Origin of the sequence: Comamonas odontotermitis, assembly GCF_014207855.1 — a bacterium.
Lineage (GTDB): Bacteria > Pseudomonadota > Gammaproteobacteria > Burkholderiales > Burkholderiaceae_C > Comamonas > Comamonas odontotermitis_A.
In genome coordinates this window covers 64,525-85,903 of record NZ_JACHKZ010000016.1, presented here as the reverse complement: position 1 = coordinate 85,903, position 21,379 = coordinate 64,525, and the positions used below count along the sequence as shown (strand labels likewise).

The 21,379-nt window shown below is 58.4% G+C and carries 17 protein-coding genes and 2 tRNA genes; 9 read left to right on the top strand and 10 right to left on the bottom strand.

What is annotated here, in order from left to right; translation table 11 throughout:
• Nucleotides 1-84: 84 nt before the first annotated feature.
• Together HNP33_RS13365 and HNP33_RS13360 are read right to left on the bottom strand one after the other, a co-directional pair.
• Entirely contained in the window at nt 85-792 is a 708-nt protein-coding gene (locus HNP33_RS13365) for a VIT1/CCC1 transporter family protein (protein ID WP_184709124.1), read from the bottom strand.
• Between the two features lie 36 nt (nt 793-828).
• A complete protein-coding gene (locus HNP33_RS13360; RefSeq protein WP_184709126.1) occupies nt 829-1,383 on the bottom strand; it encodes a cytochrome b in 555 nt (184 codons plus the stop codon).
• 397 nt (nt 1,384-1,780) lie between these two features.
• Between HNP33_RS13360 and HNP33_RS13355 the strand changes: the two genes are divergently transcribed.
• From HNP33_RS13355 to greB, 4 genes are all read left to right on the top strand, one after another.
• Nucleotides 1,781-4,027: an IPTL-CTERM sorting domain-containing protein gene (locus HNP33_RS13355; RefSeq protein ID WP_184709262.1), complete on the top strand. Its 2,247-nt coding sequence runs from the start codon at nt 1,781-1,783 to the stop codon at nt 4,025-4,027.
• 227 nt (nt 4,028-4,254) lie between these two features.
• Nucleotides 4,255-4,344: transfer RNA gene (locus HNP33_RS13350), tRNA-Ser, on the top strand.
• 12 nt (nt 4,345-4,356) lie between these two features.
• Nucleotides 4,357-4,433: transfer RNA gene (locus tag HNP33_RS13345), tRNA-Arg, on the top strand.
• Nucleotides 4,434-4,529: 96 nt separating this feature from the next.
• Nucleotides 4,530-5,087, top strand: a complete 558-nt coding sequence (gene greB, locus HNP33_RS13340) for a transcription elongation factor GreB (RefSeq protein WP_184709128.1) — start codon at nt 4,530-4,532, stop codon at nt 5,085-5,087.
• A 26-nt stretch (nt 5,088-5,113) separates the two neighbouring features.
• On the opposite strand, the gene HNP33_RS13335 is transcribed toward greB, so the two are convergent.
• From HNP33_RS13335 to HNP33_RS13320, 4 genes are all read right to left on the bottom strand, one after another.
• On the bottom strand, nt 5,114-7,357 hold the full coding sequence (locus HNP33_RS13335) for a RelA/SpoT family protein (protein WP_418903845.1): 2,244 nt from the start codon (nt 7,355-7,357) through the stop codon (nt 5,114-5,116).
• Between the two features lie 102 nt (nt 7,358-7,459).
• The gene (gene rpoZ / locus HNP33_RS13330; protein ID WP_184709130.1) at nt 7,460-7,663 is read right to left on the bottom strand and encodes a DNA-directed RNA polymerase subunit omega; all 204 of its coding nucleotides are present in this window, start codon (nt 7,661-7,663) and stop codon (nt 7,460-7,462) included.
• Complete coding sequence (gene gmk, locus HNP33_RS13325; RefSeq protein WP_184709132.1) at nt 7,663-8,301, bottom strand: guanylate kinase; 639 nt, start codon at nt 8,299-8,301, stop codon at nt 7,663-7,665. Before gmk ends, rpoZ begins: the two co-directional genes overlap by 1 nt.
• Nucleotides 8,302-8,320: 19 nt before the next feature.
• On the bottom strand, nt 8,321-9,232 hold the full coding sequence (locus HNP33_RS13320; RefSeq protein ID WP_184709134.1) for a YicC/YloC family endoribonuclease: 912 nt from the start codon (nt 9,230-9,232) through the stop codon (nt 8,321-8,323).
• 72 nt (nt 9,233-9,304) lie between these two features.
• Here HNP33_RS13320 and HNP33_RS13315 point away from each other — a divergent pair, with 72 nt between their 5' ends.
• The 5 genes from HNP33_RS13315 (at nt 9,305) to HNP33_RS13295 (ending at nt 14,691) form a co-directional block, all read left to right on the top strand.
• Nucleotides 9,305-10,306 (top strand): serine/threonine protein kinase, encoded by a 1,002-nt coding sequence (locus tag HNP33_RS13315; protein ID WP_184709136.1) that lies wholly within the window; start codon nt 9,305-9,307, stop codon nt 10,304-10,306.
• Nucleotides 10,303-11,139, top strand: a complete 837-nt coding sequence (locus HNP33_RS13310) for a PP2C family protein-serine/threonine phosphatase (RefSeq protein ID WP_184709138.1) — start codon at nt 10,303-10,305, stop codon at nt 11,137-11,139. The genes HNP33_RS13315 and HNP33_RS13310 overlap by 4 nt, the downstream gene beginning before the upstream one ends.
• Nucleotides 11,140-11,323: 184 nt before the next feature.
• On the top strand, nt 11,324-11,959 hold the full coding sequence (locus HNP33_RS13305; protein WP_184709140.1) for a non-canonical purine NTP pyrophosphatase: 636 nt from the start codon (nt 11,324-11,326) through the stop codon (nt 11,957-11,959).
• Nucleotides 11,960-12,038: 79 nt separating this feature from the next.
• Nucleotides 12,039-13,286, top strand: coding sequence for a radical SAM family heme chaperone HemW (gene hemW, locus HNP33_RS13300; protein ID WP_184709142.1), 1,248 nt, complete (start codon nt 12,039-12,041; stop codon nt 13,284-13,286).
• 163 nt (nt 13,287-13,449) lie between these two features.
• Nucleotides 13,450-14,691 carry an MFS transporter gene (locus HNP33_RS13295; protein WP_184709143.1) on the top strand — a complete coding sequence of 414 codons (1,242 nt, stop codon included), beginning with the start codon at nt 13,450-13,452 and terminating at the stop codon, nt 14,689-14,691.
• Between the two features lie 205 nt (nt 14,692-14,896).
• Here the strand turns inward: HNP33_RS13295 and HNP33_RS13290 are convergent, their stop codons facing one another.
• From HNP33_RS13290 to HNP33_RS13275, 4 genes are all read right to left on the bottom strand, one after another.
• Nucleotides 14,897-17,248, bottom strand: coding sequence for a CHASE2 domain-containing protein (locus HNP33_RS13290; protein ID WP_184709145.1), 2,352 nt, complete (start codon nt 17,246-17,248; stop codon nt 14,897-14,899).
• A gap of 52 nt (nt 17,249-17,300) precedes the next feature.
• A complete protein-coding gene (locus HNP33_RS13285; protein ID WP_184709147.1) occupies nt 17,301-19,016 on the bottom strand; it encodes a FecR domain-containing protein in 1,716 nt (571 codons plus the stop codon).
• A 115-nt stretch (nt 19,017-19,131) separates the two neighbouring features.
• A complete protein-coding gene (locus tag HNP33_RS13280) occupies nt 19,132-19,842 on the bottom strand; it encodes a response regulator transcription factor (RefSeq protein ID WP_184709149.1) in 711 nt (236 codons plus the stop codon).
• 154 nt (nt 19,843-19,996) lie between these two features.
• Nucleotides 19,997-21,289, bottom strand: a complete 1,293-nt coding sequence (locus tag HNP33_RS13275) for a tryptophan--tRNA ligase (protein ID WP_184709151.1) — start codon at nt 21,287-21,289, stop codon at nt 19,997-19,999.
• Between the last annotated feature and the right edge of the window lie 90 nt (nt 21,290-21,379).

Genomic DNA, 21,379 nt, shown 5'->3' with positions numbered 1-21,379 from the left:
AGCGGCGAGGATGGCTACTTTGTGAACTTCAAATTGTCAGATTGCTCGCTGTGAGTGCCTAGCTGCAGTACGGTATTCGTTGCTCTATACACTGGTATTGAACATTGCCCCTACCCCAGTTGTCACGGCCATAGCGAAGGTGCCCCAGAACGATACCCGGATAGCGCTCTTGAGGACTGGTGTGTTTCCCACAGCGGCAGCCGCAGCTCCGAGCATTGCTAAAAAAATAATGGCTGTCGCGACAATCCAATAAAGCAGGCTACTTTGAGGTGCGAGCAGCACCACTACTAAAGGCATGACGGCGCCTGCGGCAAAACTTGCCGCTGATGACAATGCCGCTTGCACTGGACGAGCATTCAAGGTCTCGGATATGCCTAATTCATCTCGCGCATGAGCGCCCAATGCATCGTGAGCCATTAGTTGTGTGGCAACCTGATCCGCAAGCTGATGATCAAGACCACGTTGAATGTAAATTGCTGTGAGCTCCTTGTGCTCTGCTTCTGGATTGTTTAATAGCTCTTCCGACTCTCGTGAAAGATCTGATTTTTCTGTATCAGCCTGAGAATAAACAGATACGAACTCACCTGCAGCCATGGACATAGCACCTGCAACTAGAGCCGCAATCGCCGTGGTGATGATGCTGGCATGACTCGCATTGGCTGCAGTTACTCCGGCGATCAAACTGGCAGTAGAAATAATGCCATCATTTGCTCCTAATACGGCAGCGCGGAGCCAGCCAATATGTTCAGTGCGATGAGCCTCAGGATGGGCGCGATAGTAAAGCTTGCTCATAGTCAAATATAGGGTTGTGTAATTCTATTTGCTAGCTTATGCGCGATTCGCTGGAAGCATGCGAGTGAGAGTGTTATCTCGCATTATATAATGATGAATCAGAGCTGCTGCTGCATGCAATGCAATAAGGAAATAACCTAGGTTGCCAATCGTCTCGTGTACATCTTTCAACTGGCGAGATAGTTGGATATCTGTATTGATTACGCTAGGTATAGATAAGCCAAAGAGGACGATCGGCTTTCCTGACGCGCTCAAAGTGAGCCATCCCAGTAGTGGCATAGCAAACATAAATAAGTACAAAGCGTAATGCATCGCACTCGCAAGCCTGCTTTGCCATTTAGATGGTGGCGGCACAATATCAGGCCCTACCCCAGCTTGACTGCGAACAAGAATTCTTATAAAAACCACCGCTAAAACGCTCAGGCCCAAAAGAAAGTGCAATGACTTCATGACATCTCGTGCAATATTCCCTTTGGCAAATAGTCCATGCAGTTCCATGCTTGCATACACTGCAGCAATGAGAATTACGGTTAGCCAGTGCACGGATATAACCCACTGGCTATATCGTTGTTGCGAATTTTTAATACTCATGTCAAACATCTCCGGTGATCAATTGAAAAAGGATGCTGGCAGATATTCCCATAGTGTAGGTGGATGCGCTGCATTCTATTTCGATATCCACTTAAGTGGGCGACTATTTGAATGCGAAAGATTATCAATCGCTATCACTGCGTAGCCTTATCCGCTGCGTGATCATTTAGACGTGGCTGGGTTATATAGACCTTAACGCATTAGGTGAAATATAAGCAATGTCACTTGAGATCGTTTCTCCCAGTGCGGTACTGGCGACGATGGACGAGTAGATGGGTGAAGCACTGGTGCACGTGGAGGCGTCAGAGGTTCAACGATTGTTATCTTGTTGAAATCTTTGATAAATATTGAGGATGCTATGGCATAGTAACAATACGTACTACCGCAAGGATTTCTAATGAGCCAGTCACTCACTCATCCTGTTCGTAACGCCATCGCTCTAGCTGTTCTATCCCTCTCTTGTACGGCTTACTCTTGGGCCGCCTGCTCTGATGTAGCATCAGGCAATCCTGCTCTAACGGCATCCGCAGGCAGCACGTGTAGTGCTGGTCTAACGGCCTACACTGGCAACAATGTGGCAGGTGCATATCAGGATGGTTCAGTGCTGAATCTACAGGCAGGCACCAGCATCACGACCACCAGCAACACCGGTACCTACACCTTGAGTTCAGGAGGGATGAATATCGGAGGCATCGGTGCGCAACCGGCTGCTGCCTTGGTTCATGCGCTAGGTAACTTGAATGTCACATCCCGTGGAGCTAATAGCCGAGGCGTATACATCTATGGCGGTGCAAATGCTGCCAGCCAACGGTCCAAGTTGCAGGTGGATGGAAATCTCGTAGTGATGCGCTCAGTGGGCGCTGGTGGGGCTGTAGTACAGAACGTCGGTGGCGTAATAGATGTCACAGGCAGCGTGCGAATTGGTGCGGATGCGTCAACCACAACCCCCGCGCCGGTGGATGGAATTCGTAACAGCGGCTCAAGTGGCACCGTTGGAACTAATTTGTTCAACAATGGGCTTACGCTTTATACCTCTGCCACTGGCATTTCGAACAGTGCTGGGTTGGTTCAGGTGCTAGGGTCATCCGCCAGCGTCAATAGCACTGCAGGCACGGCCATCAATATTTCTGCCGGGACTATCGATATGCCAATACCAGCATCAATCGTTAGTGGAGCCGGTACTTCAATCATTGCCAGTGGTGGGCAAGTTGCACTAGGCAATAGTTCGCTCACATCAGCTAATCCAGCAGCAGGAACGAGCCTTATCACCATTGGTATGCAGCCGGTGACGGTACAGGGTGCCAATGGGATTCAGGCTGTGGCTGCTGCGGGTAACACGGTTGAAGTGTATGGAGGCAGCGTAGTCGCCACTACTGGCGACGCGATCGCAGTGAACTCTACGGCTGCGACCAACAGCATCAACATCCTTGGAGGTCAGCTGACTGCTACCGCAGGCCGAGCGATTTTTGATGGCCCGGGCAATGGCAATACCAGCGTCACTTTGGCCAGTGGTGCGGTTGTCAGCGGCAACATCGTTCTGGGTGACGGCTCCGACAGCCTCACGATCAACGGCACGGATATCAGTCAGATAGCGCTAGTCGACGGAGGAGATGATGTCTCCATTGCGGATGGATACATAGATCGCCTTACCTTGGTAGGTATGAATGGTCCGCAGCCCAGCTCCAAATTTCTTAACTGGGAACGTATTAGTTTGTCAGGCAATAGTGACCTATCCTTGACTGGCAGCACTTTAGTTACCGGCAGTGGCTCTGTGGCGGGCGAGGCTATGGGTCTTGTGGTGGACGCAGGCAGTAGCCTACGTGTGCAAGAAACGGCCTTTACCGTTAGCGGTGATTTAAGCAATCAAGGCCAGTTGGTTCTGACCAATGGCCAGGCAGGAGAGAACTTAACGGTCACAGGTAACTACACTGGTGGTGGCAGCTTGGCTTTAGACACCGTGCTGGGAGACAGCAGCTCTGCCTCGGATGTTCTGCACGTCTCGGGAGGCACGACGGGTACAACCGTTTTGCAGGTTAATAATCTGGGTGGAACGGGCGCGCTTACTACCGGTGATGGCATCCTGGTTGTGCAGGTTGACGGAAGCTCTTCAGGAACATTTACGTTGCCCGCTGGGTCACTGACAGCAGGCCAGTTTCTCTATTCTCTCCAGAAGATCGGTAACAACTGGTACCTGCAATCCCAGGCTAATACGGGCACGGTACAGGTGTCCAAGACGGTCGTGGGCACTGAGGGTGCTCCAGCATTTAGTGGCAGCATTCCGTTCACACTCACCTGTGTCTCGCCCGACCTCAGCCAGCAAGGCAGCATCGCCGTCGTGAACAATGCAGGCGCAGCTGATCCGATCACGGTTACTGCTGGCAGCACTTGCTCGGTAGCAGAGGGCGCGTTGCCTGCTGCGCCCAGTGGTTATGAGTGGGGCGCTGCCACGCTTCCCGCCGCGACTGGGCCTGTGCCGGTTGGAGGCAACTTGACTTTGGCCATCACAAACACGCTGGTCAAGCAGAACACCCCGACTGCCACTCCCACTGCTGTTCCTTCGCTCAGCCAATGGGCGCTTGCACTGCTTACCTTGGTGCTGGGAGGGTTCGCTGCAATGCGTGTTCGCCGCTCCAGAATGAACTGATGCATATAGGGTAGGGACTGCACGTGCTGCCTTTGGCGGCCGTTAGTCCCTACCTTGCTGTCTACCTATCCACGTGCAGCCCCTTGTCCGCTGTTCCAGGTTAGTCCGTCGGTAGCAGGCGAGGTGCTCACCCCGATCAATCACCACCCCACCATCAATTTTTCAGAAATCTGCGTTTCTTTCCGAGAGGCGAAAATTGCCTGCTATAATTTCAGCTTCGACGCTGCGGAGAGGTGGCAGAGTGGTCGAATGTACCTGACTCGAAATCAGGCGTACGTGCAAGCGTACCGAGGGTTCGAATCCCTCCCTCTCCGCCATAGAGTTGATTTGCGGCTGTAGCTCAGCTGGATAGAGTACTTGGCTACGAACCAAGGGGTCGTGGGTTCGATTCCTGCCAGCCGCACCATATTGGAAAGCCTGCAATCTTCGGATTGCAGGCTTTTTCTTTTTCCTCATGCCGGTCTGGCTCCATGTGGCGGCGCAATTTGCTTAAATAACGGGTATGAACAAAGCTTTCACCAAAGAGTCTGATGCAGACGATGATGAGCTGCCGGAGTTGCCCAGAATTGCCGGTGGCAAGAACTACATTACCCCGGCTGGCTACCGCGCCCTGGAGGTGGAGTTGCTGCAGCTGATCGATGAGGAGCGCCCGAAGGTGGTAGAGGTGGTTCACTGGGCTGCCAGCAATGGAGATCGCTCTGAAAATGGCGATTACCTCTATGGCAAGAAGCGTTTGCGGGAGATTGACCGTCGTATCCGTTTTCTGACCAAGCGCATGGAGGCGGCAGAAGTGGTGGATCCAGCCGTCCACCATGGCAGCGATCAGGTGTACTTTGGGGCCTCTGTGACCTATTGCGATCAGAATGGCCGTGAGGAGCGCATTGCCATCATGGGCATCGATGAGGCGGACGCAAGCCGCGGCCAAGTGAGCTGGATTGCTCCAATTGCGCGGGCTTTGCTCAAGGCCAGGGTCGGAGACGAGGTGCAGCTGCCCACGCCTGGTGGCGTGCGCGTGCTGGAGGTGCTGGATGTGGAGTATCCGCCGCCCAGGGATGCCTGAGTACGCGCGGTCTGTATTGGGTCTATTCAGGCCGTAGGCAGTATGCGGTAGGCGCGCGATACATAAGATAGTTTGACGAGCTGGCGCAGGATATGTTCGACCTGCTGGCGATCTTTGACCAGCAGCACAAACTTCAGCTCCGTGGTGTTCATGGCAACTTCATCATCCATGGTGATGTGCGTGATATCCGAGCCGAGGGCTGCAATCTCGGCTGCGATCTTGCCGAGTACCCCTTTGCCATTGATGATGGTGACAACAACGCCTGTCTCGAAGTCACCTTTGGGCTCGTCTGCCCATTCCACCTCGACAAAGCGTTCTGCGTCCTTGCTCAGCAGTTTCTTGCAAACGGCGCATTCGCTGTTGTGAACCAGCAGGCCTGCATTGCGGTCCAGGTATCCGGCAACGCTGTCGCCGGGGACCGGGCGGCAGCATTTTGCGTATTTGACTGCCGCGTTGTTGCTGCCATCCAGTGCCACGGCGGTGGTAACTGAGCTACTCTTGTTTTTGTAGCGCTCCTGGGTCAGCAGCACAGCATCAGGGCGCATTCCCTGTTCTGCCAGCAGATCCACCATTTGCTTGGCGGCAAATACGGCGATGCGCTTGCCCTGGCCAATGTCGCTGAACAGTTCTGCCTTGTTGCGCGCGCCCAGGCGCTCCAGCAATTCATCCCAGATAGGCTTGGCCTCGGGCAACTGCGAGATCCCTTCTGCGCGCAGTGCCTGGAGCAGCAGGCGTTCGCCCAGTACACCGGTTTCGCTTTGGCCCTGGGTTTTGAGGTAGTAGCGAATCTTGGATTTGGCTCGCCCTGTGCGCACGATGGTGAGCCAGGAGGGGTGGGGCACCGCCTCGGGCGAGGTGGTGACTTCGACAATATCGCCACTTTTGAGCACAGTGCTCAGGGGAACCTGCTCATGGTTGATGCGGGCGCCAGATGTGTGCTCGCCCACATTGCTGTGAATGGCATAGGCAAAATCCAGAACCGTGGCGCCGCGAGGGAGTGTCAGCATCTGGTTCTTGGGAGTGAACACATAGACCGAGTCGGGGAACAGGTCCACGCGCACGTTGTCCCAGAACTCATGCGCATCTCGGGTTTCGTCCTGGATATCGAGCAGCGACTGCACCCACTTGTTGCCCAGCTGCTCGCTGCCGGTCGACGAGCGAGCCTGGATCATCCAATGCGTGAGCACGCCGTTTTCGTCGACCAGGTTCATGTCTTCGGTGCGGATCTGGAAATCCATGCTCACACCCGATGGGCCTACCAGGGTCGTGTGCAGCGACTGGTAGCCGTTGGATTTGGGGTTGGCGATGTAGTCACGAAACTTGGATGGCACCGGACGGAAGATCTGATGCAGCACGCCCAGCGCGGTATAGCAGTCGATCAGATTGGGCACGATCACTCGCACTGCGTAGGAGTCGGTGACCTGGGCGAACGAGAGGTGCTTGGCATCCATCTTCTTATAGATGGAGTACAGGGTTTTTTCCTGATTGCCCAAGCGAATCTTGATACCGGATTTGGCGAACGATGCGTCCACCTCTGCGTGGATTTTCTGCACCACCTCTTTGCGGCGGTTACGCGATCGGCCCAGGGCTTTGACCAGGGTGTCATGGCGCCAGGGATGCAGATGCTTGAAGGCCAGATCCTGCAGTTCCCGGTAGACGCGATTGATGCCCAGGCGATTGGCAATGGGCACATGGATTTCCATGGTCTCCGTGGAGATGCGCCCCCATTTGCTGCGCGGCATGTCCGACATGGTGCGCATGTTGTGGGTGCGATCTGCCAGCTTGACGAGGATCACGCGAACGTCGCGCGCCATGGCCAGCAGCATCTTGCGGAAGGACTCGGCCTGGTTCTCTTCGCGCGAATTGAAATGCAGTTTGTCCAGCTTGGTGAGGCCATCAACCAGTTCTGCCACCGTATCGCCAAACTGTCGGGCGATATCGTCCCGTGTGACACCGCAGTCTTCCATGGCGTCGTGCATCAGCGCGGCCATCAGGGCTTCGGCGTCCAGCTTCCAAGTGGCGCAGATTTCAGCCACCGCAATGGGATGGGTGATATAGGGATCGCCGCTGCTGCGGAACTGCCCCGAATGGGCTGCTGCTGCAAACTCAAAGGCTTCTTCCACCCGGGCCAGATCGGCATCGTTCAGGTAATCGAGCTTTTCCAGGAATGCGGCATAGGCACTCACGACTACCGGATAGGACATGGCAGGCTTGGCTGCTGCGGTAGCGGAAGTACCAGAAGATTGAACGGGAGGGGTGGAGATGGACACGGACTTCACGCCTTTACTGTAGCGTGCGATGACAAACTTGTGTGAATAACAAGAAAAATGGCACCGATATTCGGTGCCATTGGCATGTGAAAGTGCGGGGGGTTAACCCGGAACTTTTTTCAGCATTTCCAGGCCAACCTTGCCAGCAGCGATTTCGCGCAAAGCGGTGACTGCAGGCTTGTTGCGGCTGTCAATCTTGGGGGTGTGGCCTTGGCTGAGCATACGGGCACGGTAGGTGGCCGCAAGCACGAGCTGGAAGCGATTAGGGACTTTTTCGAGGCAATCTTCTACGGTGATGCGGGCCATCAGGAGTTCTCCAGGCTGTCAGATATGTCGAGTGACGAGAATATTTCAGCGCGGGTGCGGCGCTGGCACAAAAAACGCAGCCGTTGCGAATGAACAACAGCTTTCAGATCAAACAGAGCGCGTTCAAATAACTCGTTGATTATAACGAAGTCGAATTTGTCGACCTGGGACATTTCCTGGTGCGCATTCTTGAGGCGCACCGCGATCACATCCGATGTGTCTTCGCCACGGTTTTCTAGGCGCGAGCGCAATTCATCCCAGCTGGGAGGCAGGATGAAGATCAGCACGGCGTGCGGAAAGCTCTCCTTGATCTGCAGGGCGCCCTGGTAGTCGATCTCCAGCACGATGTCGGCGCCTTTGGCGAGGCGCTCCTCAATGGCTTTCTTGGATGTGCCATACATGTTGCCATGTACGTTGGCCCATTCCACGAAAGCATTGCCTGCTATCATTTTTTCAAAATCTTCGCGCGATGCGAAGTAGTATTCGCGGCCATGCTTTTCCTGGCCGCGCGGCGCGCGCGTGGTGTGCGAAATGGAGCGGTAGACCTGGGAGTCGAGCTCCAGCAAGGCCTTGACCAGCGAAGATTTTCCAGCCCCGCTGGGGGCTGAGACGACAAAGAGATTTCCTGGGTAATCCATGGTGAATAGCTTTTTGTTTTTATTCGATGTTCTGCACCTGCTCGCGCATCTGCTCGATCAGCACCTTCATGTCGACGCTGATGCGCGTGAGCTCCAGTGCGGCTGATTTGGAGCCCAGCGTGTTGGCTTCGCGGTGTAGTTCCTGGATCAAAAAATCCAGGCGCTTGCCAATGTCGCCACCCTTACCCAGCAGGCGCGTGATTTCATCGAGGTGCGAGCGCAGGCGGGTGATTTCTTCGGCAACGTCGATGCGGATGGCAAAGGAGGTGGCTTCTGTTAGGGCGCGATCTTGTGCTGCTTCGGGTGAGACGCTGCCTTCGGTCAACGCCATGGCGTCCTTCCAGCGTTCCAGAAAGCGCTCCTTTTGCTGTTTGACGAGCTCAGGCACCAGCGGCTCGGCTTTTTCGGCCAGCGTCTTGAGCTGGTCGACACGGTCCTGCAGCATGGTGGTCAGGCGCTTGCCTTCACGCTGGCGGGCGTCCAGCAATGCCTTGAGCGCCTGTTTGCAAAGGTCGGTCACGGATTCGGCCCAGTTGTCGGGAAGGTCGGCGCTGCCAGTGCCGCTTAAACGCAACACTTCTGCCACAGTGAAGGGCTGGGCGCTGGGCATCCATGCGGTGACGGTGTCCTGAAAGCTGCCCAGCTGCTGCAGCAGACGGGCGGAGGCCACGGGAATGTTTGACGCTTGTTCACTGACGATCAGAACCCGCACTTCCACCTTGCCGCGCTTCAGACTATTATCGACAAGAGAGCGTAACTGTGGTTCGCAGCTTCTGAGGTCTTCCGGAAGCTTGAAAGATAAATCGAGAAAACGGCTGTTAACCGAGCGAATTTCCAGTCCGACGCGCCAGAGAGAGGGAGCATTGTCGCCACCGGCCGGTGGGATGCTTTGCTGGACAGAGGCATAGCCTGTCATGCTGTAAACTGGCATAGGACTGTATGGGGTTGCTTGCAATCGCGCTCATTATCAGGCTTCTCATATACCTGCGTTGTTCATCTAACTATGTCAAAAGCAAAGCCAGCGCCGTTACCCACCAATACCGTCATAGGTGGATACCGTATCGTGCGGCGCATATCGTCGGGGGGGTTCGGGGTTGTCTATCTGGCTTTGGCGCCTGATGGCCAGCAGGTGGCCATCAAGGAATATCTGCCGTCCAGTCTGGCTTCGCGCGAGCCTGGTGCGCTGTCGCCAACGGTAGAGCCCGAGAAACTGTCGCTGTACCGACTGGGCCTCAAGAGTTTTTTTGAAGAGGGTCGGGCGCTTGCGCAAATATCCCACCCGTCGGTGGTCAGCGTCTACAACTTCTTCCGCGAGAACGATACCGTCTACATGGTGATGAATTATCTGGAGGGGGCAACCCTGCAGGATTTCATCGTGACCGCTCGTGACCTGAAAGAAGCCAAGGTCTTCCGCGAATCGACGATCCGCTCGTTGTTCGACGAGGTGTTGCGCGGCCTGCGGATCGTGCACCAGCACAAGATGCTGCATCTGGACATCAAGCCGGCCAACATCTTCATCACCGATGACAACAAGGCCTTGATGATCGACTTTGGCGCTGCGCGCGAAGTGCTCAGCAAGGAAGGCAATTTTGTGCGCCCCATGTACACGCCGGGCTTTGCTGCTCCCGAGATGTACCGCCGCGACACGCCGCTGGGGCCCTGGACCGATATCTACGCCATTGGCGCGTGCATCTATGCCTGCATGCAGGGGATTCCGCCCAACGACGCTCCCAAGCGCCAGGAGAAGGACCGCCTGAGCCTTGCCCTGTCGAAGGTGCGTGGCGTCTATTCCGACAACCTGATTGAGCTGGTGGAGTGGTGCATGGCGCTGGATCCCCAGGCGCGACCGCAGTCGGTGTTTCTGTTGCAGAAGGAGCTGGCGCGCGAAGACGAGCGCCGCTACACCAAGCTGACGGTTTCCGAGAAAGTTCGTATGTCGATTGACTCGCTGGTAAGCGATACCAAGAAAAATATCCAGGCGCGCGCTGGGGGCTCCACGAAATGAAATTCTCGGTCTTCCAGCTCAGTCGCAAGGGTGGTCGGGAAAAGAACGAAGACAGGATGGGGTATAGCTATACCAAGGAATCCTGTCTGTTTGTCGTTGCCGATGGCATGGGTGGTCACCCCGAAGGAGAGGTTGCGGCGCAGCTGGCGCTACAGACCGTATCGCTCGATTTTCAGCGCCTGGCTCGCCCCAAGCTGGACGACCCGGCAGAGTTCCTCGAAAACGCGCTGCTATCTGCCCACCACAATATCCTCAAGTACGCCATTGCGAACAATATGGAAGATCCGCCGCGTACGACCTTGGTCGCTTCGGTGGTTCAGGATGGCAATGTCTGGTGGGTGCACTGCGGCGATTCCCGGCTGTACATGGTGCGTGGCAGCAAGGTGATGGCGCGCACACGCGACCATTCGTACATGGAGCTGCGCGGCGCCGGTGTCACCAGCGTCAACCCTGATCGCTTCAACCGCAATGTGCTGTTCACCTGCCTGGGCAGCCCTTCGAGGCCGTTCTTTGATGTGGCAGGCCCCACCGAGCTGCACCGCAGTGACCGCATCATGCTGTGCTCCGATGGGTTGTGGAGCAGCGTGTCCGAGACGGTGATTGCCCGCGAGTTGGGCAACAAGTCGGTATCGCGCGCCATCCCTGATCTGATTGACGCCGCACTGCGCAAGGCCGGAGCCAGCAGCGACAACGTCACCGCCGTGGCTTTGGAATGGGAAATGCCGGGAGCGGAGCGGTTTGTCTCTGAGGAAGATCCGTCTGCGGCAGGCGCCATGCCGCCAGAGCCGCCCGCCGAGCCAGACGGAAGCAAGGCCCAGCCGCCATTGCCCTGAGGCGTCTGTAGTCCGGCGTGCAGAAGGCCCGCAGCATGCAGCGTTTTGGCCGTCGGCTGATAATGAGGACTTACCACACCCACAACATCTGCAAGGCGGTCACCTAGGCCGCCTTGTTGCTTGGATACTATTAAAAATATAGCGTTTGGCGTTTGATCATTGCACGCCAAGCGTCATTCAGACCATGAAAATCGTTCTTGCATCCAACAACCAGGGCAAGCTCGCCGAGCTGCAGGCCATGTTCCATCCATTGGGCGTAGAACTGGTGCCGCAAGGCGCATTGATGGATGGTGAGGCGCCCGAGCCCTATGGCACTTTTCTGGAAAATGCACTGTCCAAGGCACGCTTTGCGTCAGAGCGTACGGGTCTGCCTGCAATTGCTGATGATGCGGGCCTGTGCGTGGCGGCATTTGGCGGCTTGCCTGGCGTGGATACCGCCTATTACTGCATGCAGTTCGGCTACGAGAAAAGCGATGCCAACAATGTGCGCGCCCTGATCGAGCAGATGAGTGGCGTGACAGACCGCCGCGCGGCCATGGTGAGCACCTTGGTGGCCGTGCGCCACCCCAAAGATCCGGAGCCCCTGGTGGCAGTAGGCCGGGTGGCCGCACTGATTGCGCAGCAGCCCATGGGTGAGGGGGGGTTCGGCTTTGATCCAGTGCTGCTGATCCCTGAGCTGGGAATGACCTTTGCGCAGATGACCCCTGAGGTCAAGCACGCCCACAGTCATCGCGGCCGTTCGTCGCGCCTGATGATGGAACTGGTGCGCGAGAACTGGCTGGCTGGAAGCGCTGCTGTACGCGCTGCGGCAAAGGACTGAGGCGCATGCGCTCGTCAGGCTGCAGCGCCGCTTGCTCGTCTCGGACGGCGGCTTTTGCTTCGGCCAAGGAGCCTGGGATATGACAGATTCAAAAATGATAGCTATCGGTGCCCACGAGGCGGTTGCAACAGGCCTGAAAGACGTTCAGCATTACATGCGGCCGGGCACTTTGCAGCTGGCCAGCCTGCCGCCGTTGTCGCTGTACGTACACCTGCCCTGGTGCCTCAAGAAGTGCCCCTACTGTGACTTCAACTCGCACGAGGCGCGCGATGGCCGCGCCGGGCTGCCGGAGGATCGCTACATCGACGCCGTGATTGCCGATCTGGAGCAGGCGCTGCCGCTGGTCTGGGGGCGCAGCGTGCACAGCATTTTCCTGGGTGGGGGCACGCCAAGCCTGTTTTCACCGGCGGCAATTGACCGGTTGCTATCGGCCATTCGCGCCCGTCTGCGGGTCGATGCGGGGTGCGAGATCACGATCGAGGCCAACCCCGGCACATTCGAGAAGGACCGCTTCAAGGCTTTCCGTGCCGCAGGTATCACGCGCCTGTCGATCGGCGTGCAGAGTTTCGATGATCGCTATCTGCAGGCGCTGGGCCGCGTGCATGACAGCGCGCAGGCGGTGGCTGCGGTGGCAGAGGCGGCCAGCAACTTCGATACCTTCAACCTCGACATCATGTATGCCCTGCCGGGGCAAACTGCTGCCGATCTGCAGCGAGATCTGGATGTGGCGCTCAGCTTTGCGCCGCCGCACATCTCGATCTACCACCTGACCATCGAGCCCAATACCTATTTCGCCAAATACCCGCCGACCATCCCCGAGGATGACGAAGCTTACGCGATGCTCGATCAGATCACTGCGCAGACGGCCGCCGCGGGCATGCAGCGTTACGAGGTATCCGCCTATGCCAAGCCGGGCCACACCTGCGTGCACAACAGCAACTACTGGTCGTTTGGCGATTATCTGGGCATTGGCGCTGGTGCGCACAGCAAACTCAGCTTTGCGCACCGTGTGGTGCGCCAGGTGCGCCTGCGTGACCCGGCGCGCTACATGGATGCCGCTTTGCAGGGCAACGCATTGGCACAGGATGAAGATGTGAAGCGCGCCGACCTGCCGTTCGAGTTCATGCTGAACGCGTTGCGCCTGCGCGAGGGCTTTGCGCTGCAGGACTATCTGGACCGCACCGGCCTGCCGCTCAGCAGCATCGACAAGGCCTTGCAGCAAGCCGAAGCCAAGGGCCTGATCACGCGCGACTGGGCCCGTGTGCGTCCTACCGAGCGGGGTTTTGATTTTCTGAGCGACCTGCAGGAGCTGTTTCTGGCCGATTGAGTAGGTGGTCGGTCGTCAATTTTTACCGAGTAGTCAATGTGTGATTTTTCGCTCTTTACGCAGAGCGTATAGATAAAGCGCAAAATCACGCTCCGCGCCAAATCATGCCGCCCTGTGCGGCATTTTTTGTGCGCGTTTTCTCTCCGCACTACCAGAGTCTCCCATGTCCTCTTCCGCATCACAGCCATCTGCCGCCCAGCCGCCAACCGCCGTCAATGGCTATGGGTGGAAAGCGCTGGCGGGGTCAGCGGTCGGGTATGCGATGGATGGGTTTGATCTGCTGATTCTGGGGTTCATGCTGGGCGCCATCCGGGAGGACCTGGGTCTGTCGACCGCGCAAGCGGGGGCTTTGGTGACCTGGACCTTGATTGGCGCCGTGGTGGGCGGCATTGTGTTTGGCGCGCTCAGCGACCGATTCGGACGTATCCGGGTGCTGACCTGGACGATCGTGATGTTTGCCGTGTTCACCGGCCTGTGCGCGTTTGCGCAGGGCTACTGGGACCTGCTGGTCTACCGCACACTGGCCGGTATCGGCCTGGGTGGCGAGTTTGGCATTGGCATGGCGCTGGCGGCCGAGGCCTGGCCTGCGCGTTACCGCGCCCGCGTGTCGTCGTATGTGGCGCTGGGCTGGCAGGTGGGGGTGCTGGGCGCGGCGCTGCTCACGCCGCTGCTGCTGCCGTACATCGGCTGGCGCGGCATGTTCCTGGTGGGGGTGATTCCAGCATTCGTGGCCTGGTTTATTCGCAATCGCCTGCATGAGCCGGAAGTGTTTGTGCGCAGCCGTGAGAAGAAGCCATCGGCGCTGCAGTGCTTCAAGCTTTTGGTCAAGGACCGCGCCACCACCAAGATCAGCGCGGGCATCGTGGTGCTCACCTCGGTGCAGAATTTTGGCTACTACGGCATCATGATCTGGATGCCGGGCTTTCTGGCGAACAAGCTGGGCTTCAACCTGACCAAATCCGCCATGTGGACGGCTGTCACCATTCTGGGAATGATGGCCGGCATCTGGATCTTTGGTCAGCTGGCGGACCGCATTGGCCGCAAGCCGAGCTTTCTGTTGTTTCAGGCCGGTGCAGCCACCATGGTGCTGGTGTATTCCCAGTTGAATGACCCGATCACCATGCTCTGGGCTGGCGCGCTGATGGGCATGTTTGTCAACGGAATGATGGGCGGCTTTGGCGCGCTGATGAGCGAAGCCTATCCGACCGAGGCGCGCGCAACGGCGCAGAACGTGCTGTTCAACCTGGGCCGCGCTGTAGGCGGCCTGGGGCCAGTGGTGATTGGGGCGATTGCATCACAGTATTCGTTTCAGATGGCAATTGCGCTGCTGGCCGCGATCTATGTGCTGGATGCGCTGGCGACCATGCTCCTGGTGCCGGAACTCAAGGGCAAGGAGCTGCACTGAGCGCTGGCATTTGGGGAGTGCAGTTGCGCCCCAAAAAGAGAGTGTGTTGCGCTTGTTCCTGAATGCTCCCAACTGCAAAACACGTTTAAATAAAGGCCAGCAAAGAACAGAGTGCTATTGTTTTTTGGTTCTGACTGAATGATGCCTCGGTGCTCTGTGAACAGACTCTTGAATCACCGCTCTTGAATCGGCCTGTTCACGGCTTTCATGCTGCTGCGGCGTGCATAGCTCCATCGCCTGGGTCCATTGGCAGGTGTACGCTGAAGCACGAGCCTTCGCCCTCGGCGCTGGTCACGGTTACAAAGCCCTGGTGGCGTTGCACCACGGTCTGGACAAAGGTCAGGCCCAGCCCGATACCGGTGATCTGTGGCTGGCTGCCCTGGTGAAAACGCTGAAAAGGCTGGAACAGGCGCGTCAGCTGCTCGGCATTCATGCCATAGCCATGGTCGCGGATGTGAACCACCCAGTAGCCCTGGTCTGCGCTTACGCTGGTCTCTACCAGGCTGCCGGCCGGGCTGTATTTGATGGCGTTGGTGATCAGGTTCACCAGGCAGCGGTGCAAGAGCGAGCGGTCGCCCACGGTTGCGATCTCGGTATCAGCGGCCTCCAGCGCGCCGGGCACATAGCGCACCTGCAGTTTTTTCTCGGTTGCCTTGGCCCAGCAATCGTCCACGGCTTCCTGCAAGAGCATGTCCAGGTACACCAGGTGTCGTTGCAGGCTCTGGGATTGGGCAGATGCAAGCTGCACAAAGCTCTCCGCCATTTCCAGCGACTGGTTGGCCAGGCGCCCGATCTTGTGGTGCAGATCGGCTTCGCTCATCTGGCCGGGAAACTCCTGGTACATCTCCAGCAAGGTGATGATCGAAGCCTGCGGCGATCGGAAGTCGTGCGAGATGAAGCGCAGCGCCTGGTCGCGCTGCTCCATGGCCTTGTGCAACTCGGTCATGTCCACCAGCATCAGGAGCCAGCCGTCAGGCGCTGGTGGGCGAAACGCTTCGGCCAGCAACAGCCAGGGGCGCTCCTGGCGGTCGACCACCTCGCTCTCGGTCGGCAAGGCCTGCAGCTGCTCGGGTGTTGCAAACTGCAACTCCTGTCCCGTGGATTTGATGCGCAGGCCCTGCAGCACAGCCTGGATCGGCACCATGCCCTGCGATGGAATGCCCAGACGCTGCACGTACTGGTCTGCCGCCTGGTTGTGCAGGCTGACCATGCCTTGGGGGTCAATGGCGAACGTGGGGGACGGGATCTGGCGCAGGGTGTCGCGTACAAAGCCGTGCATCTGGCGCAAGGTGCTGGTGGCAGTCTCGACCGCCTTGATGCGCCGGTCCAGAAAGTCATCAACCAATGCCGCATTGCGCTGCGGCGCGCCAGTGTTTTCCAGCGCCTCGCGCAGAGTGACCATCTCCTGCTGCAAAAAGGAAGCCGCTGCACTCAGGCGGCGCCAGCTCCAGATGGGGTAGATCACCACCAGACCCATCAGGGCAGCGGCAGGCGCCAGCTGTATGCCGCCCCAGCTGCGCAGCGCAAAGCACAGCAGCAGGGCGCCCACGGCCAGAGCCAGCTGCATGGCGAGCCCTGCCATCGGGCCCAGCACCGCAATGGCCGCCAGGGCCAGCAAAATGATGCTCACATTCACCACGGCGTCGGTAACCGAAGAGGCAGGAGTCACATGCCGGCCGGAGAGTTGCGAGTCCAGGGCATGGGCGATCAGCTCCACACCGGCGATGTGGCGCGATGAGGGGCGCGCCGGACTGGCAAAGTAATCACCCAGGCCCGATGCAGTGGCGCCCAGCAGCACGTATTTGCCAGTGAAGGCGTCGGTGGGCACTCGGCCGGTCAGCACCATTTCGGCCGAATAAAGGCGATAGGGCTCGGCGCCCTGGGCAAAATCGAAGACTTCGGGCTCCAGCTGTACCCAATTATCTCCGGCGCGTGGAGGCTCCACACCCCGGCACAGCGGGTGGCTGCGGCCGGCTGCACACAGCATGGCAATGGCAAAGTGTGGCCAGGGCCCGGTGTCTTCGCCCTGGGCGGCGAAATAGCGGCGTATCACGCCATCCTCGTCTACGCTGACATTGACATGGCCCAGCTCGCGGGCGGCGCCGCGCAGGCTGGCAATGGGCAGTTCGGCACCGATATCGACGCCAGCCATGCGCCAATCCACCGGCAGCACGATATTGTCCGCACGGCGCATAGCATCGGCGAGCAGCTCGTCATCCTGCGGGTGCACGCGATCGGGCTCACTGAAGAGCACGTCAACGCCGATGGTGACGGGCTTTTGCGCCTCGATGTCGCTGAGCAGCTGGGCCATGATGGCGCGTCGCCATGGCCAGCGGCCCACGCTCTGGAGACTGGCGTCGTCAATGGCGACGATGACGATATCGCTGCGCGCATGTGGCGCGCTGACCCACCCGGCCAGGTCGTGCACCATGGCGTTGACTGCACGGGGCTGCCCGCGCAGGCTGGCCCAGGCCACACAGGCGAGCAAAATGGCAGCCAGCACCAGCCATTCCAGCCACCGCAGCTGGGTTCGTGTCAGCAAAGGAGAGCGGCTCACGTTATGGCGGACTGGTTGCCTTGGGCAGGTTACCCGCAGGCTGGCAGATCGATCAGCGTGGGCTCTGCACGGGTTTGCCGTCGTCCGATTTGAGCATGGAGCCGTAGCCAGTGGTGATTGCGGACTCTACGGTCAGCTTGCGAGCGGCCGAGTAGCGGCTTTTGAGGCCGGAAGGATCCAGTACCTGGATGCGCACGAAATAGTCCCCCGGCGTGAGTTCGTCGGATACCCAGCGCGGCTGGTCGAGCTGCACGGTGCTGAGAGGGGCATTGAACTGCTCGTTGCGCGCCAGCTGCAGGTTGTATTTCTGCCCTGGCTCTCCCGTCCAGAACAGTTGCAGCTGATTGGGCGCGTCCATATCGCCCGGGCTGAGTGCATCCGCGCTCAAGGACGCCGGGTTGGTACCCGCCTTGAATGCCTGGGGTTTGGAAAATGGCCCCTGGTCCTGGCTGCCGTCTGCGGCCTTGCGCACGCTGGCGGCACGCCAGTAGTAGCTGCCTGCAGCCAGCTTGGTGATGGCCGTCTGGCATTCGGCCACCACGCCACTGTCTGCCAGCGGTTGGGCGAAATTGGTACTGGCAGCCACCTGAATGCGGTAGCCGATGACGTCCTTGCCGCCTTCCGTGCACGTCAGTGCGCCATCGCTGATGCCGATCAGTCCATCGGGCGCGGGGCTGGAATACAGAGGAGGCACCGGCGTTGCCTTGACCTTGATTGTTTCCACATGGGGCCTGCCGGGAATCTGCTGGCTGTCGATTGCGCGGGCTGCGACGTAGTAGTTGCCGTCTTCGACGCCTGGGAATTTGGCCAGCGGCGTATCGAAGCGCTGGCTGCGCACCACCTGTCGCATGTCGGCGTCGTGCGCCAGTTTGACCTGGTACTGGCGGGCCTGTTCCACGGGGCTGAGCTGGATGGTCAGAAAATCGGCGTCTTCAAACACCGGTGGGTTGCCTTGCAGGCTGGGCGCTGCAAGCTGATCCACGATGGCTCCCACATGGCCGTTGTTTTGCACGGCAATGCCCCGGCCGGCCTTGACCGCGGTTTCGCGTGCTGCGGCGCTGCCGGCCACGGCAACCACGCCGTGGTCTACTGCGGTGATGGCCTCACCAGAGTCAGAGATGCTGACGGAGAACACGGTGCCGCGCACACTGGTGGTGGCCATGGGCGTCTTGATCTCGAACTTGCGCTTGCGGCGCTGCTCGATCGCGGGTGTGACCTGCGACTCGATGCCGCCTTTGTTCAGGTTCAGCACCGATTGCTGCTCCTGCGTGCGCTGGTTCTTGCGCATTTCACTGAGTTTCAGCTCCGATTTTTCATTGATGCGAACCGAGCTGCCATCGGCAAACTTCAGCGTCACAAAGCTGCCAGGTGCTACTTTCAGTTCGTCGCCTTCGGTCAACACGGCCCCCTGGACGAGCCGCTGCCAGCCGCCATCACCGCCCATATGGGGTGAGCGTGACTGCGCATCGCCTTGCACATACTCGGCAACAGCGTTCTGGTAGCCTACCAGGCGCGCAGGAATGACGATGGTCGAGCCGACCGGCAGACGGGTGGGATACCTGACCTGGTTGAGCTCACCGAGCGCACGCCATTGCTGCGGATCCTTGAGGTAGCGCTTGGCGACACCTTCCAGGGTGTCGCCGGGCTGCACCTTGTGCTGGATATCTGGCAGTTGGTCGGCCGAGGCTGCGACGGCCGCGCGCGGCAGCAGCACTCCCAAGGCAATCAGCAGCGAAACAGGCAGCGTTACGTGCAGGTTTACAAACATCAAAAATCCTTCTGTACCGCAAATTTGCGGTGCGTATTTGCCCACGCCATAGCGGCAAGACGGCCAACACACCCTCTGGGTGGGTTGGCCGGCAGCCGTGTATGGCGTTGGCGATTCAATTCGTCGGCGCGGCCTCAGCCTGCGGCTTGACCGCCTCGAAACGGTAGCCCACACCATAGACGGCATTGATGACGTACCCATTTTCCGGGCGCAGATCCAGCAGGGTGCGCAGGCGCGAGACATGGGTGTCGAGTGAGCGCGAGATCACATCGGAGTTCTGGCCCCAGATGATTTCACGCAAGTGATCACGAGAGAGCAGGCGCCCCATGTTCTGGAACAGGAAGAGCGCCAGATCGTACTCGCGGTTTTTCAGCTCCACCTGTTTGCCATCAACTTCGAGCGTGCGCGAGTCCGACATGAACCGGTAGCGGCCAAACTCCATGGTGCCCTTGGTGGCTGCGGGATAGGCGCGGCGCAGCAATGCACGCACGCGGGCCACCAACTCTGCAACCCGCAGCGGTTTGACCATGAAGTCATCCGCGCCCGATTCCAGGCCTTCCACAATGTCAGCTTCGCCCTGGCGGCTGGTAATGAAGAGCACGGGCAGATCCTGGCTGACGTTGTCGCGGATCCAGCGAACCACCACCGGGCCGGAGGTATCGGGCAGTTGCCAGTCCAGGATCAGCAGATCGTAGGTCTCACGACGCATGTCTTTCATCAAAGACGCACCAGTGGTATGGGTTGTGCAGGCGTGGCCTTCCGCCTCCAAGGTTTTGGAAAGCATGTCCAACACCACCAGATCATCATCCAGCGCCACAATCCTCATAGCAGCTCTCTCCCAAAACTTAATAGCTTACCTTTATAAGATAACCAATAATAAAGGCAAATCAAAACACGCATTCAACTCGTACAAATAACGAGCGTCCGTCATTCGTACAATAGTTACAACATTTCGTTGCAATTACAGTATAGGCAGCTAATCAGCTTTCGGCTAGTTCTTTTAGTGCCAATTCCACGTCGGAAAGCGAGAAACTGTCCCCCAATTGCAGGTTTGCCATCACCTGGTTCAAGATTTCGGGCTGGGATTGCAGCTGGGCAATCATCGCACCGGCATCTCGAGGGGCATCAAAGGCCTGGCTTTGCAGCAGTACAGCACCGTCTGCGCGTACCAATTTGAAATAGAACTTGCCATCTTTTTCACGGTACTGCTTGAAGGATGCGGTCGCTGTCTTGGCGCTGGCCTTTGCCGTAGTGGCAGTGGTTGCCACCGTCAGAGGCCGCAGGCCCACCGCGCTGCGCAGTTTGTCCAACAGAGGCTGCGAGTAGGCTCGGGCCTTTTCAGCACCCTGCAGCAAAATGGCTTCCACTTCCTGCGGGTGGGCCATCAGGTCGTTGTAGCGTTCGCGCAGGGGTGCGATTTCTCGATCCACGCATTCAAACAGCATGGTCTTGGCGTCGCCCCAGGCTATGCCATCGGCGTAGGCCTGGCGCAGGGCGGCCGTTTCTTCGTCGCTGGCAAAGGCCTGGTAGATCTGGAAGAGCGCCGAGCCTTCCACATCCTTGGGCTCGCCTGGCGCGCGCGAATCGGTAACGATGGAGCCGATCAGCTTTTTGAGCTGGGCCTGGGTCGAGAACAGGGGAATCGTGTTGTCGTAGCTCTTGCTCATCTTGCGGCCATCCAGGCCTGCAAGGGTGGCTACCTGTTCATCGACCGCGGCTTCCGGCAGCGTGAAAAACTCTCCATACAGATGGTTGAAGCTTGAGGCCATGTCACGAGCCATCTCGATGTGCTGGATCTGGTCGCGGCCAACAGGTACCTTGTTGGCATTGAAGGCCAGAATGTCAGCGCCCATCAGCACGGGGTACATGAAAAGGCCTGCCGTCACGCCGTCGTCACTGTCCTTGCCTGCTTCGTGGTTCTTGTCCTGCGCGGCCTTGTAGGCATGGGCGCGGTTGAGCAGCCCTTTGCCGGTGACGCAAGTCAGAAACCAGGTGAGCTCGGGAATCTGGGGGATGTCCGACTGGCGGTAGAAGGTGACATGCTCAGGATCCAGCCCGGCAGCCAGCCAGCTGGCTGCGATCTCCAGGGTCGAGCGATTGACGCGTTCCGGATCCTGGCACTTGATCAAGGCGTGGTAGTCGGCCAGAAAGTAGAAGTTCTCGACATCCTTGGCGCGGCTGGCGGCAATGGCTGGGCGCATCATGCCGGCATAGTTGCCCAGATGGGGGGTGCCCGATGGAGTGATTCCGGTGAGGAAACGGGTTTTTTTCATGGTTCTTGATTGGGAAAATGAGCCTGGGCGCACGCTTTGTGCGTTTGCGCCCACTGGCGTCGCAGCCGGAATGCAATGTAGCACTATCGC